This window comes from Streptomyces sp. NPDC012474, assembly GCF_042955185.1.
GTDB classification, from domain to species: Bacteria; Actinomycetota; Actinomycetes; order Streptomycetales; family Streptomycetaceae; genus Streptomyces; species Streptomyces cahuitamycinicus.
The window spans coordinates 58,615-74,654 of record NZ_JBIBEP010000017.1 but is presented as its reverse complement, the minus strand read 5'-3'; the positions used below and the strand labels follow the sequence as shown (position 1 = coordinate 74,654).

11 protein-coding genes and 1 pseudogene are annotated in these 16,040 nt (G+C 70.4%); 7 read left to right on the top strand and 5 right to left on the bottom strand.

Annotated features, from left to right (window positions below; all coding sequences use genetic code 11):
* Positions 1-62 precede the first annotated feature (62 nt).
* Positions 63-1,091: a substrate-binding domain-containing protein gene (locus ACFY9S_RS30535; protein WP_391134556.1), complete on the bottom strand. Its 1,029-nt coding sequence runs from the start codon at positions 1,089-1,091 to the stop codon at positions 63-65.
* Between the two features lie 470 nt (positions 1,092-1,561).
* Between ACFY9S_RS30535 and ACFY9S_RS30530 the strand changes: the two genes are divergently transcribed.
* The 3 genes from ACFY9S_RS30530 to ACFY9S_RS30520 all read left to right on the top strand — a co-directional run bounded on the left by ACFY9S_RS30530 (position 1,562) and on the right by ACFY9S_RS30520 (position 6,450).
* Complete coding sequence (locus tag ACFY9S_RS30530) at positions 1,562-5,215, top strand: LamG-like jellyroll fold domain-containing protein (RefSeq protein WP_391134554.1); 3,654 nt, start codon at positions 1,562-1,564, stop codon at positions 5,213-5,215.
* Between the two features lie 161 nt (positions 5,216-5,376).
* Positions 5,377-5,580 (top strand): hypothetical protein, encoded by a 204-nt coding sequence (locus tag ACFY9S_RS30525; RefSeq protein WP_391134551.1) that lies wholly within the window; start codon positions 5,377-5,379, stop codon positions 5,578-5,580.
* A gap of 360 nt (positions 5,581-5,940) precedes the next feature.
* Positions 5,941-6,450, top strand: a complete 510-nt coding sequence (locus tag ACFY9S_RS30520) for a hypothetical protein (protein WP_391134549.1) — start codon at positions 5,941-5,943, stop codon at positions 6,448-6,450.
* 43 nt (positions 6,451-6,493) lie between these two features.
* Here the strand turns inward: ACFY9S_RS30520 and ACFY9S_RS30515 are convergent, their stop codons facing one another.
* A complete protein-coding gene (locus ACFY9S_RS30515; RefSeq protein ID WP_391134546.1) occupies positions 6,494-6,952 on the bottom strand; it encodes an ATP-binding protein in 459 nt (152 codons plus the stop codon).
* Between the two features lie 168 nt (positions 6,953-7,120).
* On the opposite strand from ACFY9S_RS30515, the gene ACFY9S_RS30510 reads away from it, so the two are divergent.
* Positions 7,121-7,486 carry an anti-sigma factor antagonist gene (locus ACFY9S_RS30510; protein ID WP_391134543.1) on the top strand — a complete coding sequence of 122 codons (366 nt, stop codon included), beginning with the start codon at positions 7,121-7,123 and terminating at the stop codon, positions 7,484-7,486.
* Between the two features lie 189 nt (positions 7,487-7,675).
* Here ACFY9S_RS30510 and rph read toward each other — a convergent pair whose 3' ends face one another.
* Positions 7,676-10,273 (bottom strand): rifamycin-inactivating phosphotransferase, encoded by a 2,598-nt coding sequence (gene rph / locus ACFY9S_RS30505; RefSeq protein WP_391134540.1) that lies wholly within the window; start codon positions 10,271-10,273, stop codon positions 7,676-7,678.
* A gap of 160 nt (positions 10,274-10,433) precedes the next feature.
* Here rph and ACFY9S_RS30500 point away from each other — a divergent pair.
* Positions 10,434-10,616 (top strand): annotated as a pseudogene (locus tag ACFY9S_RS30500) (ABC transporter ATP-binding protein); the annotation flags it as partial.
* Positions 10,617-10,633: 17 nt separating this feature from the next.
* Here ACFY9S_RS30500 and ACFY9S_RS30495 read toward each other — a convergent pair.
* Both ACFY9S_RS30495 and msrA read right to left on the bottom strand, forming a co-directional pair.
* Positions 10,634-11,587: a GNAT family N-acetyltransferase gene (locus tag ACFY9S_RS30495; protein ID WP_391134537.1), complete on the bottom strand. Its 954-nt coding sequence runs from the start codon at positions 11,585-11,587 to the stop codon at positions 10,634-10,636.
* Positions 11,588-11,880: 293 nt separating this feature from the next.
* Positions 11,881-12,390 carry a peptide-methionine (S)-S-oxide reductase MsrA gene (gene msrA / locus ACFY9S_RS30490; RefSeq protein ID WP_391134534.1) on the bottom strand — a complete coding sequence of 170 codons (510 nt, stop codon included), beginning with the start codon at positions 12,388-12,390 and terminating at the stop codon, positions 11,881-11,883.
* 540 nt (positions 12,391-12,930) lie between these two features.
* Between msrA and ACFY9S_RS30485 the strand changes: the two genes are divergently transcribed.
* The gene (locus tag ACFY9S_RS30485) at positions 12,931-13,458 is read left to right on the top strand and encodes a hypothetical protein (RefSeq protein WP_391134531.1); all 528 of its coding nucleotides are present in this window, start codon (positions 12,931-12,933) and stop codon (positions 13,456-13,458) included.
* Between the two features lie 400 nt (positions 13,459-13,858).
* Positions 13,859-15,982 (top strand): hypothetical protein, encoded by a 2,124-nt coding sequence (locus tag ACFY9S_RS30480; RefSeq protein WP_391134528.1) that lies wholly within the window; start codon positions 13,859-13,861, stop codon positions 15,980-15,982.
* Positions 15,983-16,040 lie beyond the last annotated feature (58 nt).

Genomic DNA, 16,040 nt, shown 5'->3' with positions numbered 1-16,040 from the left:
CCGAACGGCGAGGGTGAGGGGTCGGGTGCTCGGTCATCAGGAAAGCGACGTGTGCGGTGCGGTCAGGCTCCGGGGCGGGAGGTGCCGGTCGCGGGCCCGGTGCTGGCCCGCAATGAGATCGGCGGCGTGAGCAGATGGTGCCGGCCCGGCGCGGCGGGCTGCTCGATCCGCTCGACGAGCAGGTCGACCGCGCGCCGGCCCATCTCCTCCGCCGGCACGTCCGCCGCGGTGAGCTGCGGGGTGACGGTCTCCGCCCACCGGCTCGCGACGACGCCGGTGACGGAGAAGTCGCGCGGTACGTGGCGGCCCGCCCGGGCGAGCCCCCGGTACAGGCCGCCCAGAGCGGCCTCGTTGAGCGTGACCAGGGCGGTGGTGGCCGGGTCGTCGTGGAGGATCCGCTCCAGGCACGCCTGGCCGGACGCCGCGTCGTCCCCGCAGCAGTATGTCCGTACCGTGAGCCCGCGCTCGGCCGCGGCCTTGGTGAAGCCGTCAAGACCGCGGTGCGCCGACTCGTACCCGGCCTGCAACAGCTGCTCGGGCCGGTTGACGAAGGCGACCCGGCGGTGGCCGAGGTCGGCGAGGTGGTGGACGCACGCCGCCGCGAGCGCGGTGTGGTCCAGGCTCACCCACCAGCCGTTCTCCGGATGCGCGGTGCGGCCTATGGCGACGGAGGGGAAGTCCAGCTCGGCCAGGTGCTCGACCCGGTCGTCCTCCAGCCTGATCTCCATCAGGATCGCCCCGTCCACCCTCCGCTCCCCCAGCAGCCGCTGGAACGAACGGTCGCTGTCGGCACCGCTGGGCGACAGCAGCACGTCGTAGTCGTGCACCGCCGCGGCCTCCACCACACTGCCGATGAAGTCCAGCTGCATCCCGGTGTAGTGGTTGCCCGCCGGCGGGAAGACCAGGCCGATCGTGCTGGTCCGCCCGTTCGCCAGGGCCCGTGCGCTGGCGTTGGGCCGGTACCCCAGCTCGTCGATGACCTGCTGGATCTTGCGACGGGTCTCCTCCGACACCGAGCGCTTGCCGCTCAGCGCGTACGACACGGTGCTCCGCGAGACACCGGCCCGCTGGGCGATCTCACCGATGTTCACGTCGGGCTCCTTGCTCGAACCGGTTCGACACCTCGCAGGAGGAGGCACGCGCCGGTCGCGAGGGTGAGGGGTGGGGCGGGATGCGAGGTCCGGTTGTCGAACCGGTTCGCGTGAAGTGACGGTAGGAACTGCCCGCATGCCTGTCAACACCCTGCACCGCACTTTCCCGGCCCGACCCGGGGGTGCGTGTTTCCTTGTGCCGGAGGGATTGCTGGCCGGGTTGCGCGGTGCTAGCTTCGCGAACCGGTTCGACGAAGTGATCCTTCCGGCGAACCCGCGCTCCTTCCGCACCTCCCCTGGAGACGAGCTGCCGCATCCCCCAAGCGACGACGTGTCCGCGGCCCGTGACATCGAACCGATTCGACAGAGATCAGTCCCGCGCTCTCCTCGCCGGGCCACCCCCCGTGTACGAGCAGCCGACCGAGTTCGGCCGGCGGGAATCGCCTACTCAAGGATTGAGGACGCCATCCATGCCATCCGCTGACAGATTCGCCCGGCGACGGGCCCCGGCCGCCGTGACGCTGGCCCTCGGCGCGGGCCTGCTGGCCGCACCGGCCGCCCCCGCACAGGCCGCCGAGGCGCCCCGGCCCGCCGCCCGTTACACCTTCGACCAGGACGACATGGCGACCGGGAAGATCACCGACAGCTCCGGCAACGGGCTGACGGCAGACCTGGTGAACGGCTCCACCGCCCGGTCCGTCGAGGGCACGGAAGGGGGCAAGGCCCTCGCCCTGCCCGGCGGTGCGGCCGACTCCGGCGGCGCGTACGTCCGGCTGCCCCGTGCCGTGGTCGGCGACTCGGCCGACCTGACGGTCTCCGCGCGCGTGAAATGGAGCGGCGACAAGTCGCCCTGGCAGCGGATCTTCGACCTGGGTACCGACACCACCAACTACCTCTTCAGCACCCCTCACAGCGGCAGCGGGCTGTTCCAGACGTCCGTGACCACCGGCGGAGGGGGCGCCGAGGCACAGGTCCGCGGCTACGCGCCGCTCCCCTCGGCCGACTGGCGGACCGTCACCGTCACCCTCGACACCTCCGCGGGCCGGCTCACCACCTACCTCGACGGCGTGGCGGTCTCCTCCGCCGAGACCGCCGTCAAGGCCAAGGACCTGCTGGCCGGTTCGGCCACCACCGCCGGGTACATAGGCAAGTCGTTCTATCCGGATCCCCTGCTCAAGGGCGCGATCGACGACTTCACCGTGTGGCACGCGGCGCTGAGCGCGGAGCAGGTCGCCGGTACCGTCGGGACCGTGCCCACCCTGCAGGAGCTCTCCAGGACGTCCTTCGAGGCGCGCACCACGACCGGGACCGCCCCGTCCCTGCCGGCCGCCGTCCGCGCCTCCTTCTCCGACGGCTACGACCGCGACACGCCCGTCACCTGGGATGCCGTTCCCTCCGACGAGTACGCCGCGCCGGGCACCTTCACCGTCTCCGGAACCGCGGCAGGGCGCTCGGTGAAGGCCACCGTCACCGTCGTCCGCGAGGGGCAGCTCACCGTCGACCTCGGCTCGGACACCGGCGCGTTCCACGGCGGCGCCTCCGGCACCCTCTACGGCGTGTACGGGCCGGACGTCCCGACCAACAACCTCATGGAGGGCATGGGCCTGCGCACGGTCTCCACCAAGGCCCAGGACGGTCCGCAGCACCCCGGTGCCGACGCCCTTGAGGTGGTGAAGCCGCTGGCCGACTCCACCGACGGTGACGTGTACATCTACATGACCGACATCCACCGCGGCTTCCCGTACCAGTGGCCCGGCGACACCCCCGCGGAGAAGCTGAAGCTCTACAAGGAGAAGATCGCCGAGCAGGTCGACCAGGTCCTCAAGCTGCCGAAGGAGTACCAGGACAACATCGTCTTCGTGCCGTTCAACGAGCCCGAGGGCAACATGTTCGGCACCGGCGAGTGGAGCTACAACAAGGTCAGCTGGCTCAACGACCCCGACGACTTCCTCGCCGCCTGGGACGACGCGTACAAGCTCATCAAGGGCAGGATGCCGAACGCCCGTATCGCCGGGCCCAACACCAGCGTCCTGTACGACCAGGTGAAGGGCTTCCTCACCCACACCCTGGCCGCGGGCACCCTCCCGGACGTCGTCACCTGGCACGAGCTGAGCCACCCGGAGGCCGTGCGCCAGAGCGTCGCCAAGTACCGGGGCTGGGAGAAGGACCTGTTCAAGGGCACCGACCGCGCGGGTACCCAACTCCCCGTCAACATCAACGAGTACGCCTTCAACTACCACACCTCGGTGCCCGGCCAGATGATCCAGTGGGTGTCCGCGATCGAGGAGTCCAAGGTCGACGCCGACATCGCGTACTGGAACATCGACGGCAACCTCTCCGACTCGGCCGTGCAGTCGAACCGCGGCAACGGCCAGTGGTGGCTGCTGAACTCGTACGCCTCGATGAGCGGTCACACGGTGAAGGTGACCCCGCCGTTCCCCGGCGAGAACTACACCATGCAGGGCGTCGCCACCCTCGACGAGAAGAGGAAGCAGGCTCGGCTGGTCTTCGGCGGCTCCACCGGCAAGGGCCACATCACCTTCGCCGGCGTACCGAAGAAGGTCTTCGGCAAGAACGTGCACGCCTGGGTACGGGAGATCGAGTGGAGCGGGCAGCTCGGTGACTCGTCCGGCCCGAAACTCCTCGCGGAGACGAACCTGAAGGTCGGTGACGACGGCACGGTCGCCCTCGACTTCGGCGACGGCGCCCTGCCGAAGCTGAAGGAGTCCTCGGCCTACGAGGTCGTCCTCAGCCCTGCCGGGAAAGCGAAGGGCACGCAGGCCCCGCCCGTGCGCTGGCAGTCCTCGTACGAGGCGGAGGACGCCGCGCACACGGGGTCCGGCTGGTCGAAGAACGGCCCGGAGGGCTCACCGCGTGACGTGTCGAAGTTCTACACCTCGGGCGGCTACGACGTCGGCGGCCTGCGCACCGGCTCGGACGTCGCGCTCGACTTCACCGTGGACGTGCCCGAGGACGGCACCTACGACCTGAGCGTCTTCGCCAACTCCCTCAACACCTTCGACAAGGTCAAGGAACAGGGCCCCACCAACGTCTTCCTGCGCGTGGACGGCAAGGCGGACAGCGAGCGGGAACTGCACCTGCCGCTCGGCTACAAGTGGGTCGTCTGGGACCACACCGACACCAAGGTGCGGCTGACCAAGGGCAAGCACACCCTGACGCTCGCCGCGAAGAGCGCCGACGGCAAGCGCGCCACCAAGGGCGACGCCATCGTCGACCGCCTCACCCTCTCCCTCCCCCGCGCCGCGGCCGGGACTCAGGTGTACGAGGGTGAGCTGGCCTGGCCGGCCGGCGGGGCACGCCCGGTCTACGACCTTCCGAAGCCGGCGGCCACCGGCTCGGGCGCGGTCCGCCTCACGAAGGGCCAGAGCGCCACGTTCTGGGTCTACTCGCCGGCCGACCGCGAGGCCACCCTCGAGGTCGACACCCTCGGTGGCACCGGGTCCCGGCTCTCCGTCAACGGCCACGGCGTCCTGCGCCTGGCCAAGGGCCGGAGCAGTGCGGCGGTGTCCCTCTCCGGGGGCGTCAACAAGGTGACCGTGACCGGAGGCGCGTCCACGACCCTCGTCGACCGCCTCACCGTCACACCGACCGACGGCACACTGCCGGTGCGCACCTACGAGGCGGGGGACGCCCGGCTCGCCGGCTCGGCCAGTCTCGCCCCGCTCTCCCTCGCCACCGACGGCACGGCGATCACGGGCATCGGCGGGGCCCCCGGCAACGGCAACACCGCGACGTTCACCGTCCCGGCCGACCGGGCCGGCCTGTACGCGCTGCGCATCCGCTACTCCAACCCGGAGCAGTCCGAGGCCACCCACTACAACCCCGACCCGCTCGCCCGTCACGCCGACATCAGCGTCAACGGCGGTGCCGCGCGGCGCGTCGGCTTCCCGCACAGCTTCCACCAGAACAACTTCTGGGAGCTGACCGTCCCGGTCCAGCTGAAGAAGGGGACGAACACGATCGCCTTCCGCTCCGAGGAACTGCCGAACTTCGACGGCACCACCTACGCCTCGGACACCTTCCCCGGCGTCCTGCTCCGCTCCCGCTTCGCACCGCTGATCGACCGGATCACCGTCGCCCCGTACGCGCGGGAGGTCCGCTGAGGTGAAAAGGCCCGGTCCGTCACCCCTGACGGACCGGGCCGCACCCGGACCGGCGGGCCGTGCGCGTCCCGCACACCGTGGTCACCAGACCTTCACGTCCGACCGCTGCCGACGCGGCCTCCTTGGGCACCCGGGTGTCATCGACCGGGAGGGACTGGGCTGTGATCGCTGTCGCCGTGCTGCTGCTGCCGGCTCTGGGGGTACTGCTGTTCGTGATGGACCGCGTCGAGGACCGCTTGTCGGGCCGCCCGCCGTCGGCCCGCCACGCCCGAAAGCGCCATCTGCGCCTGGTTAACGACGCCGGCCCGCCCACCACCGGGCGGATCCCGGCCCGGCGTTCCCGACGCCACGGCAAGGCGGCGTGACGCCGGGCGGGCCGGATGAACGACACGTTCACGGAGGCGGACCCCGCCTCGTCTGCGGCGACCGGACACGGCAACGATCAGCACACCAGCTGCCTTCCGGGTCTACGCCTATCCCGCGGGCCACCCGTTCTGCGTCTTCGTCGCCTGAGGTCTCCTCGACTCCCTTTGCCGTACCGGCGGTGCGCTCGCAGCCGCCCTCTCCGGAAGCCTGCTCTCCGGCGCCGGCGGTGGCTTCTCCCTCCCGGGCATGCGCGTCGGCCTCCTCGCAGTCGCAGCTCCCCTCCTCGCGACCACCGCCCTGTCCCGCCTGCTCCTGCCCCGCGGCTGACGCCGGGGCCTGCGGGGAAGGAGCTCTGGCTTGTGGGACAGGATGGGGACCTCAACGAGGAGGTGCGCGGGATGAGTTACGACCTGCGGGCGGTGATCGCTGACGAGGGGGCACTGCGTCTTGCCACTCGGGGCCTGTCCACCGCCAGGCTGGCGTCGATCGGACAGGGCCTGTCACTGATGCCGATGACCGACGCACTGTTCGAAACCCTCACGGACGACAACGGTGCGGGCGCGTTGGGGTTCCGGCGTCTCCCGGGAGGGTTCGAGAGGACACTCGCCGACTGGTCGGCCCATGCCCCGGTGGCGTACGTCGAGGCGGAGTACTTCGGCGGTGTGGGCGAGCAGCGGGCTGCCGCCTGGGACGGCGGCACCATCGCGATCGCACCGCTCCACGTGGACGAGGACCAGCCCTTTCCGCCGGCGGGCAGCCCGATCTCCCGAGCGCTACGCCGCTTGGGAGCAGTGGCGAGCGCAGGCGAGGACGAGTTCTCCGCCGTGGGGTTGCACCGGCATCGGCGCAGCGAGGCGTGGATCGCCTGACGCGCACCTTGTGAGGTACTCCTCCGGTCCGCGCTCGGACAGGTCACAGGTGGCCGGGACCGTCGGCCAGCGCGATCCGGGCGGTGATGCGTTTGCCCACCGGCTCCCGCTGTACCTCGAAGTCCTCTGCCACGGCCTTCACGATCTCCAGGCCGTGCTGGCCGATCCTGCCGGGATCGGTGGCCCGGGCCGCTGGGATCCTGTGGTCGCTGTCCCACACGGTGATCTCCACGGTGCGGGCGGTGATGCGCAGTTCCAGCAGGACGGGACCGGGAGCGTACTTGCGCGTGTTGGTGACGAGTTCGCTGACGACCAGCTGGGTGAGGTCTCTTGCGCGGGCGGAAACGGGCAGGTGCTGGTCGTCGCTCGCCCGGTCGAGGAAAGCGGCGGCGTGATGGCGGGCGTCCGCGATGCAGCTGTCGTCTCCGTCCAAGGCATATCCGACGCGCAGGAGATGCACGTCCGGCGTCGTACAGCCGTCACCGTCAGCAGCAGATTCCACTGGCCTCACCCTCGCTCCCCGTTCCAGCGCGCCGGTACCCGTTTTGCGGCCCTGCATGCCACACGAATGCGTTCGGCACCATCGCCCGGGTGCATCCGGCCGGGTCGGTGGGGCAGAATAACCCCCGCACGTTCTGACCGGGCAAGCCTGAGCACAGTTGAGGAGAAGGTGTCCCAGCACGAGAAAGCGGACCGGCCGGGCCGGCTCCACGCCGAACACCGCATGGCCGGAGGCATCCGGGTCGTGACACTGCGGGGCGAAATCGATCACGACGTCCAGGACGTGCTCAGCGAGGCTCTGCTGGTCGAGAGCGGCGCGGTGCCGCCGCGGACGGTCGCGGATCTCAGCGGGGTGACCTTCATGGACTCCAGCGGCATCAACGTCTTCGTCGCCGCACACCAGCAGGCGAGCAGCGCGGAGGGCTGGGTGCGTATCGCCGGCGCTCAGAAATCAGTCCTGCGTGTCCTGCAGCTGGTCGGCGTCGACACCCTCATCCCCTGCCACCCCACCACCGAGCAGGCCCTGGCCTCCTGAGCCGCGTCGCCCGGCGGTGACGCTACGACCGGGCTCTGTCGGCCCGTACCCCTCGGTCCGGCCCTGCCGACAGCGCTGGTTCAACGGCCGGAGCCGCTCCGCCAGAAGCCGAGCAGGGCCGCCGCGAGGGGTGTATCCGGTGGAAGGCAGCCTGCGGTCCTCAGGTGGCCGCGCTGCCGCAGTCGCCTGTCAGGACAGGATCTCGATGTACCCGTCCGTTCCGTGGACCCGGATCCGCTGCCCGTCCCGGATCAGCCGGGTGGCCCGGTCCACGCCTACGACGGCCGGCAAGCCGTACTCGCGTGCGATCACCGCTCCGTGGGTCATCAGGCCGCCCACCTCCGTCACCAGGCCGGCGATGCCGACGAACAGGGGGGACCAACTGGGGTCCGTGTAGGCGGTGACCAGGATGTCGCCCGGTTCGAGGTCGGCTCGGGCCATGTCCAGGATGACGCGGGCCCGTCCCTCGATGGTCCCGCCGGACACCGGCAGGCCGATCAGGGCACCGTCCGGCGCGTCGTCGCGCCGGTACGCCCCGTTCACGCTCTCGCCGTCCGATGTGAGGACCCGGGGAGGCGTGAGCGCTGCGTACGCACGGAACGCTTCCCTGCGCTGCCGGACGAGCCGGTCGTCCACCCGGTTCGAGCGTGCGACCTCCTGGAGTTCCTGGAACGTGAGGTGGAAGATGTCCTCCCGGTCGCGGAGCACGCCGGCCTGCGCGAGGCGCCCGGCCTCCTCCAGCAGCGCCCGCTTGTAGACGAAGAGGCGGGTGACGATGTCGTACTTGGGGTACTCCCGGTATCCGATGAAGGTCCGGACCCGGTCGATCATCCGCTTGGTCTCATCGGCCTTGCTCTCCCCTCCGGGAAGGGCCCGCAGGCGTGTCAGCACCTCCTTTTCCTTCTTCTCCGCCTCCTTCCGCCCTTCCTCGAAGCGCCGCTCGGCCGCGCCCGGTTCGAAGTTCCTGACGTTGTCGAGGATCGCCGGCACGAGTGTGCTGGGGGCTTCGCGCCAACGAGGCCTCGTGATGTCGATCTCGCCGGCGCAGCGCATGCCGTACCGGTCGAGGTAGGTCTCGATGGCGTCGCGCGCTTCGGTCCCGCCGGCGAGTTTCGCCAGCTCGTCCAGGAAGCCGTCGTCCTCGACGTTCCGCAGGAACGTCACCACCTCCGGGTGCGGACGGATCACGTCTGCGACGTCGAGCAGCGCCAGCCCCATCTGCGAGGTGACGTTGTCGGGGGCGGACAGCGTGAGTGTGTCGGCCGCGTTCTTCTCCCCCAGCCAGTCGTGCAGCTTGTCGTTGAGCCACCAGGTGGCCTCCATCCCCGCCATGATCACCTGGATGCTCAGCGGATCACTGAGAACCCGTTTGTGCTCCGTGAATGCCTCCACCAGGAAGTCGAACAGAGCCGGTCCGGTCTTCGTGCCGATGTCCCGCCGCAGGGCGGCGATGGACGCCTCGCTGCGCTCGATCAGGCGGGTGACGATCGCCGGATCGGTCTCGATCGGGGCGGGTGTGCCGCCCGCCGGGGGCCCGCCGGCGGCCGGGTCCGGGAGCAGCGGGACGAAATCGTCGCGTTGGAGGACGGTCTCCAGGGCGTCCCTGGTCAGTGGGTCGCCTCTCCCCACGAGGTCGAGGAGGCCCGTGCGGCTCGTGGGCGTCGTCAGGGCCCGGGTGGCGTCGACCCACAGTCTCCCGCCGGCGTCGGTCATCGGCGCCATGGCCGTCAGCTTCCACACGGAGAGCCCCAGAGGCTTCATGGGGTCGGTCATCATCTGCTGATGGCCGACGGAGACGTAGACGTGATTCTCCTCGTCGTCGGTCTCGGGGACGGGGAACAGCGTCGTGATCGGCCGGCTCTGCACGATCTGGAAGCCGTCGTCGGCCAGGCACCATTCGATGTCCTGCGGGCGGCCGAAGTGCGCCTCGATCCGCCGGCCGAGGTGGACGAGCCGCACGACCTGCGTATCCGTCAGCGCCGGCTGCTCCTGCCGCTGGGAGTCGACCGCCCTCTCCTGCGTACCTCCGGCCGGCAGGGCGTGAACGGCGCGCTGTTTGGCGGCGATCGTCCTGGCGACGACTTCGCCGTCCCGCACCTTGAAGACGTCGGGGTTCACCAGGCCGGACACCAGGGCCTCGCCGAGGCCGAAGCCGGCGTCCACGGTGGCCACCTTCCGGTTGCCCGTGACGGGGTCGGCGGTGAACAGGATGCCGGCCGCGTCCGGGATGACCATCCGCTGCACGACGACGGCCATGTGGACCACGCGGTGATCGATGCCGTTCCGCCGGCGGTAGGTGACGGCCCGCTCGGTGAACAGCGAGGCCCAGCACCGGCTGATGTGCTGAAGGATCGCCGTCGGCCCCATGACGTTCAGGTACGTGTCCTGCTGGCCGGCGAAGGAGGCCGTCGGCAGGTCCTCCGCCGTCGCGCTGGACCGGACGGCGTAGGCGGCCTGCTCACCGTGCCGGGTGAGCGCGCCGGTGATCGCCGCCGCGAGATCGCCGGGAAGGGCGATCCCCTCGATGGCCCGGCGAATGCGCGCGCTGAGCGTGCGGATCACCTCCCGGTCGTCCGGGTCCGAGCGGGACAGCAGATCCAGCAGATCCTCGATCGACGGCTCTTGCGTCACGATCCGCCGGAAGGCCTGCGTCGTCACGCAGAAGCCACCCGGCACGCGAATGCCGGGGATCCGCGACAGCGCGCCCAGATGCGCGCCCTTGCCGCCGACGACCGCGATCTGTGTCTCGTCTACCTCCTGAAGATCCAGCACGTATGGCTCGTTCATCTGCGACGCACGCACGTCGTGTCCCCGTTTCCGCAGGTTGTGGCTTCGGTCGACGATTGTGCGCCGCCCCCCGGGCCTTGCCGCAAGCCCCTCTGTGCGCTATACCTTGAGAGAGGCAAGGAGAAGATCTCCTTGCCTTTGTCGTTGGCCTTGCGTCTCCATGTCCGACGCCGTCGGCGTGTGTTCGAACCTGTCCTTCCCCTGGCCCGATGACGCCCCGGTCTTCAGCGACCTGTCCTTCACCGTCACGACCGGCCGCACGGGCCCGGTCGCCCCGAAGGGCACCGGCAGAGGCACGCTGCTGGAGCTGATCGCCGGTGAACTCCAGCCGACGACCGGCTCGTCGTGCTGTCACCGGCCTCAGCCGGTCCTCGGGGTCTTGAGGAGCGGCACGTCCCGCGACAACTCCCGGAAGCCGACGCTGTAGTAGAGGCCCCGCGCCTGGGGGTGGCCCGGCGCGCCCAGGCACGCCACCGTCGCGTGAGTGGCCCCTGCCTCCCGCGCCTGACGCATGCCGTGCAGGAGCATCGCCCTTGCCAGCCCTCGGCGCCGGTAGTCCGGGTGCGTCCCGACCGGCTCGAATTCGGCGCTCCTGTTCGCTTCGTCGAGCCACATGATGGTCGAGGCCGCCATCGTCCCGTCCGGCGCTTCCACGAGGATGTGCAGATCACCGCGGTACGCCGCCGTCCGCCGTACGCCCTGGTAGCTCTCGGACGTGTACGCCGAGGGCTTCCAGGCGTCCAGATGGGCCTGGACAGCGGCTACGGGTCCGGCCTCGTCGGCGGTGCGGAACCGGAAACCGTCCGGCAGTGCCGGTCGTTCCAGGTCGGTGAGGTCCCGCTGGTTGAGCTGGGTCCAGGTCCCCTTGTCGCCGAGGCCGGCCGGGTCGGTTCCATAACCGTGTGCCGCCCACCGCTGCAGGGCGTAGTCGTCGGCGGCGCCCGGCAGCACCGTCCGCTCGATGCCCGCCGCCGCATGGTCGTACCAGTCGATCACCTGGTCGACCAGTCCGGCGTGGTCGGGATGGACCTGGTAGGCCAGGTAGGCGCCGGTGATGTTGTGCACCGACCCGTCGTTCCGCCTCACCCGGCGCGGCAGGTGAATCCAGCCCCATGCCACCAGGTCCTCGCCGGAGAACCACATCCGGCGCCGCCAGCTCGCGCCGTCACCGGCATGTCCCTTGCCCCAGTTCCAGGCCAACTCACCGTACGAGGCGTCGCTGTTGACCAGGTCCGGGCGGGCGGCGGTGACCCGCTGCGCCAGCCCCTGCATGAGTCGGACGTCCCCGGCCGTCATCTGCTCGGCATTCGCCATGGTGCGTCACTGTGCCAGGACGCCGCAGGCCCGTCGAACCGTTTTGGGCCGTGGAAGGGTCTCGGTGTGCGTGGGTCCACAGGCCCGGATCAAGCGCGAGGCACGAGTGGTATTTCCACGAATCCTCGGGGCTCTACGCGCTCGCCCCTCCCCTCGGCGTGGCTTGCCCTCCTCGCGTCACCAGTCACACCGGTGACGGCATGGTGTGGGCATCAGACGGTGACGGCCTTGCCCTCGAAACGACGCGTGGCCGGGGAGGGCAGAGCCCTCCCCGGCCACGCCGGCGGTCCGGATCAGCCGCGCCTGGGCAACCGCCAGTTCGGGCGCGGGAAGTGGCAGGTGTAGCCGTCCGGGTAGCGCTGGAGGTAGTCCTGGTGCTCCGACTCGGCCTCCCAGAACGCACCGGCCGGCACGACCTCGGTCACCACCGGGCCCGGCCACAGCCCGGACGCATCGACGTCGGCGATGGTGTCCTGCGCGACGCGGCGCTGCTCGTCGTCGAGGTAGAAGATGGCGGAGCGGTAGCTCAGGCCGATGTCGTTGCCCTGCCGGTCCCTCGTGGTCGGGTCGTGGATCTGGAAGAAGTACTCCAGGATCGCGCGGTAGTCGGTGGCGGTCGGATCGAAAACGATCTCGATCGACTCCGCGTGCCTTCCGTGGTCACGGTAGGTGGCGTGGGGCTTGTCGTCGTCGCCGCTGTAGCCGACCCGGGTTCGGATCACCCCGGGGAGCGACCGGATCAGCTCCTGCATCCCCCAGAAGCAGCCACCCGCAAGCAGCGCCCTCTCCTCGACATCACTCATGACGCACCACCCTTCTCGCCCGCATACCACACGGGACCAGCCTCGCACACACGCCCTCCGCGTGCAGTCACCATTTTGGCAGGTGACGATGCGACCTGTCGCGGCGGCTCCCCCATGCACAGCCGATACGTCGACGTGGCGATTGGCTACGCACTCTTCATACCGCTACGCCGAGAACATCGTCGCCGCCAACCGCACCTGACCCGTCGGCCTCGCCCGCAGTCTCGCGGTCGACAGTGCCCGCGCACGCCGGGACGCCTCCGTACGCGAGGTCGCCGCCTGTGATCACAGGCGGCGGAGAGGCCGGTCGCGTCCGATACGCGCCAATGTCACTTCTGCGCGCCGCAGCGGCGATCGGCAGCACCCGCCCCGCACCCTGGGCTTCTCACGCACCGGCTGCCTGGGCGAACACCCCCCTTGCCGGGGCGCCACACTTTCATCACGCGCCCTCCACACGATGGACACTTCCAGCCGTGGGACGAGCGGCGCCTCCCTCTGGGTGCAGACGCTGCGCTCGGCCCCTGCCTAGCCTCCGTGGCCATGCGATCACCCCTGATGAGACGCTTCGGTCTCGCCGCCGTCCTCGCTCTCGCCCTCGCCGTGTTCGGTCTGGCCCCCAGCGCGAGCGCGGCCGACCCGGCACCGGCGGAGCTGACCTTCGCCACCGACAGCGCCACCACCACGCCCGGCGGCTCGGTCAATCTGTCGATGACCATCACCAACAACAACACCTACGACGTCTGGTTCGTGTACCAGACGATCGAACCGACCTGGCTCACCACACAGCGCCCCGACCTGAAGTACAGCTTCACCGGGTGCAGCCTGACCACCACGAACGGCCCCGCCCCCTGCTCCGGCACCGGCCCGGCCAATCTCGGCGCGAACTACGGCGCCACCATCCCGCCCGGCCAGAGCCGTACGGTCACCCTGACGCTGGACGTCGCCGCCGATTCCGGCTGCAACGGCAACATCGGCTTCTACTCGTACTTCTACGCCGAGTTCAGCGACTCCACCAACGTCAGCGGCGGCCCGGTCTACACGCCCGTGACGCGAGTGCTCTGCCCCTGACGCCCGGTCCCGGGCCCCGCGAGCCGTGACCTGAAAGCCGCCACGCCCAGGCGGCCACTCCGGTCTGGACCACTGGCATCACCACCGGCGGGCCCCACCGGCCCGCCGGTACGCCGCCCAGGGCCCGGACCAGCGCGCCGGGCTCTCGCGCCAGCCAGGCCCGACCTCACCCGGCAACCAGGAACGGCTCACTTCGCTTTCGAATGGACCCCATTCGACACCTGCGCTTTTCCGTCATGTTCCGCAACATGACCGCAAAATCTCCACACAGCCATCACTATGTGACGCGAACGGATGCGTGACGAACCGGCTTCTGAGGGGGACGCCGGCGGCACGCAAGGGGGTGCGTCCGCTCCACGGGAGCCGTACTCGCCCCTGCCCGGGGAGGGGACCTCACCGCATGAAGCGGACCATACGCACCACCGTTCTCACGGTGGGCGTGCTCATCGCCGCACTGGGCCTGCCGGCCGGCGCGGCCCACGCCGACACCACGCCCCGCGTCGATCTGCGGGTGCTGGTGGTGAGCGACGGCGGCCCGTCCACCGACGCGATAGCCGCCGAACTGACCGCGGCCGGAACGCCGTACACCCGGATCGACCTCACGCAGTCCGACCGGACCGTGATCGACGCCGACTTCCTCGCGGACACCGTCGACGGCCGGCCTCGCGCGAAGTTCCAGGCCGTCGTGCTGCCCAACGACAACCCGTTCCCGGCCGGTTCCGCCGAGATGGCGGCGCTCACGGTGTACGAGCAGACGTACGACATACCCCAGGTCGACGCCTACACCTACGCGCGTCCCGAAGCCGGTTTGCAATACCCGGTCCACGGGGGCTACTCCGGCAGCATCGACGGGAAGCGGGCGGAGGTGACCGCCGCCGGCAGGTCGGGCCCCTTCGGCTATCTCGACGGGGCGGTGCCCTTCGAGGACAACGACCCGGCCATCGGCGAGAGTTACGCCTACCTGTCGAAGCCCGTGGCGGGGGCCGACTTCACCCCGTACGTGGAGGCGGCGATCCCCGGGCAGGCGGCCAAGGGCACGCTGGTGGGCGAGTACCGGCACGACGGTCGGCGCGAGCTGGTCGTCACCTTCGTCTACAACCAGTACCAGCAGCAGTTCCGGCTCCTGGCCCGCGGCATCGTGGAGTGGATGACCGGCGGTGTACACCTGGGCGCCTCACGGAACTACTTCTCCGTCCACGTGGACGACGTGTTCGCCGCCGACGACCGCTGGAACAGCCGGCTCAACTGCACACCCGGCGACGTCGACTGCACCGACTCCAGCGCGACGCCCGACCCGATCCGGATGACGGCGGGCGACGTCGACCACGCCGTCGACTGGCAGAACGACAAGAAGTTCACTCTCGACTTCGCCTACAACGGCGCCGGCAGCGTCGACCACCGGGAGGACAACAACGGCGCCGACGCGCTCGCCGACCGGCTGATCGCACGGCGGGGCGAGTTCCGGTGGATCAACCACACCTACTCGCACCCCTTCCTCGGCTGCGTGCAGGACACGACCGTGGTGCCCTGGAAGTGCGCGACCGACGCCGACGGCAGCACCCGGTGGATGAGCCGCGACGACATCTCCGACGAGATCGCCACCAACCGGGTCTGGGGCGAGAGCGCCGGACTCCCGCTGATGAACGACGAGTTGGTCACCGGCGAGCACTCCGGCATGAAGGTGCTGCCGCAGCAGCCCGAGGACAATCCCAACCTGGCGCTCGCCCTCGACGACAACGACATCGCCTGGCTCGGCTCCGACAACTCCCGTGAGCCCGCCCAGCGCCAGGTCGGTCCGGCCACCACCGTGCCCCGCTATCCGATGAACGTCTTCTACAACGCCGGACGGGCGGCCGAGCAGGTCGACGAGTACAACTGGATCTACACCAGCCGCGCCCAGGGAGGCAGCGGCATCTGCGAGGACAACCCGGCCACCACCACCTGCCTCACGGCGCCGCTGGACGCCGCCACCGGCTACGCGGACCACATCGTGCCACTGGAGACGCGGATCGCCCTCGGGCACGTCCTGGCCAACGACCCCAAGCCGCACTTCATCCACCAGTCGAACCTGGCCGAGGACCGCATCGCCTACCCCGTCCTCGACGGCGTCCTGGAAGGCTACGAGGCCCTCTTCACGCAGGACACCCCCGTCGTGAACCCACGGATGCGGGACATCGGCACCGAACTCCGGCGCCGGGCCGCATGGCAGGCCGCCCTGCGGGCCGGAGAGGTCACCGCCCACCGCATCGGCGACACCGTGACCGTCGACGCGCCGGACGGACTGGCGGCCCCCGCGACCCTGCCCACCGGCACCACGCTGGCCGGCGCCGCGTTCGGCGAGGCGTATGCGGGGGCGGTGTCCGGCTGGACCCCCTCCACAGGCGAGCCGCTCGCCCTCACTCTGCCGGCGTCCGTCTCCGCTCCGGTCGCCGACGCCGAAACCGCCCCGGCCACCCGCCCCGCGCCGAAGACCCGGGTTCCGGCGGGCGTCACCGATCCGGTGGGCCACCCCACAGACGGCTGAGGCGTACCCGCCCAAGACCGACCGAAGGTCACGGCCGCCCCGGCGGGAGGCCGTGACC

Excerpts from the sequence above, each read along its gene's own strand:
- ACFY9S_RS30530 (WP_391134554.1), top strand. The coding sequence starts at position 1,562 with ATGCCATCCGCTGACAGATTCGCCCGGCGACGGGCCCCGGCCGCCGTG.
- rph (WP_391134540.1), bottom strand. The coding sequence starts at position 10,273 with ATGAACGAGCCATACGTGCTGGATCTTCAGGAGGTAGACGAGACACAG.
- ACFY9S_RS30495 (WP_391134537.1), bottom strand. The coding sequence starts at position 11,587 with ATGGCGAATGCCGAGCAGATGACGGCCGGGGACGTCCGACTCATGCAG.
- msrA (WP_391134534.1), bottom strand. The coding sequence starts at position 12,390 with ATGAGTGATGTCGAGGAGAGGGCGCTGCTTGCGGGTGGCTGCTTCTGG.
- ACFY9S_RS30485 (WP_391134531.1), top strand. The coding sequence starts at position 12,931 with ATGCGATCACCCCTGATGAGACGCTTCGGTCTCGCCGCCGTCCTCGCT.
- ACFY9S_RS30480 (WP_391134528.1), top strand. The coding sequence starts at position 13,859 with ATGAAGCGGACCATACGCACCACCGTTCTCACGGTGGGCGTGCTCATC.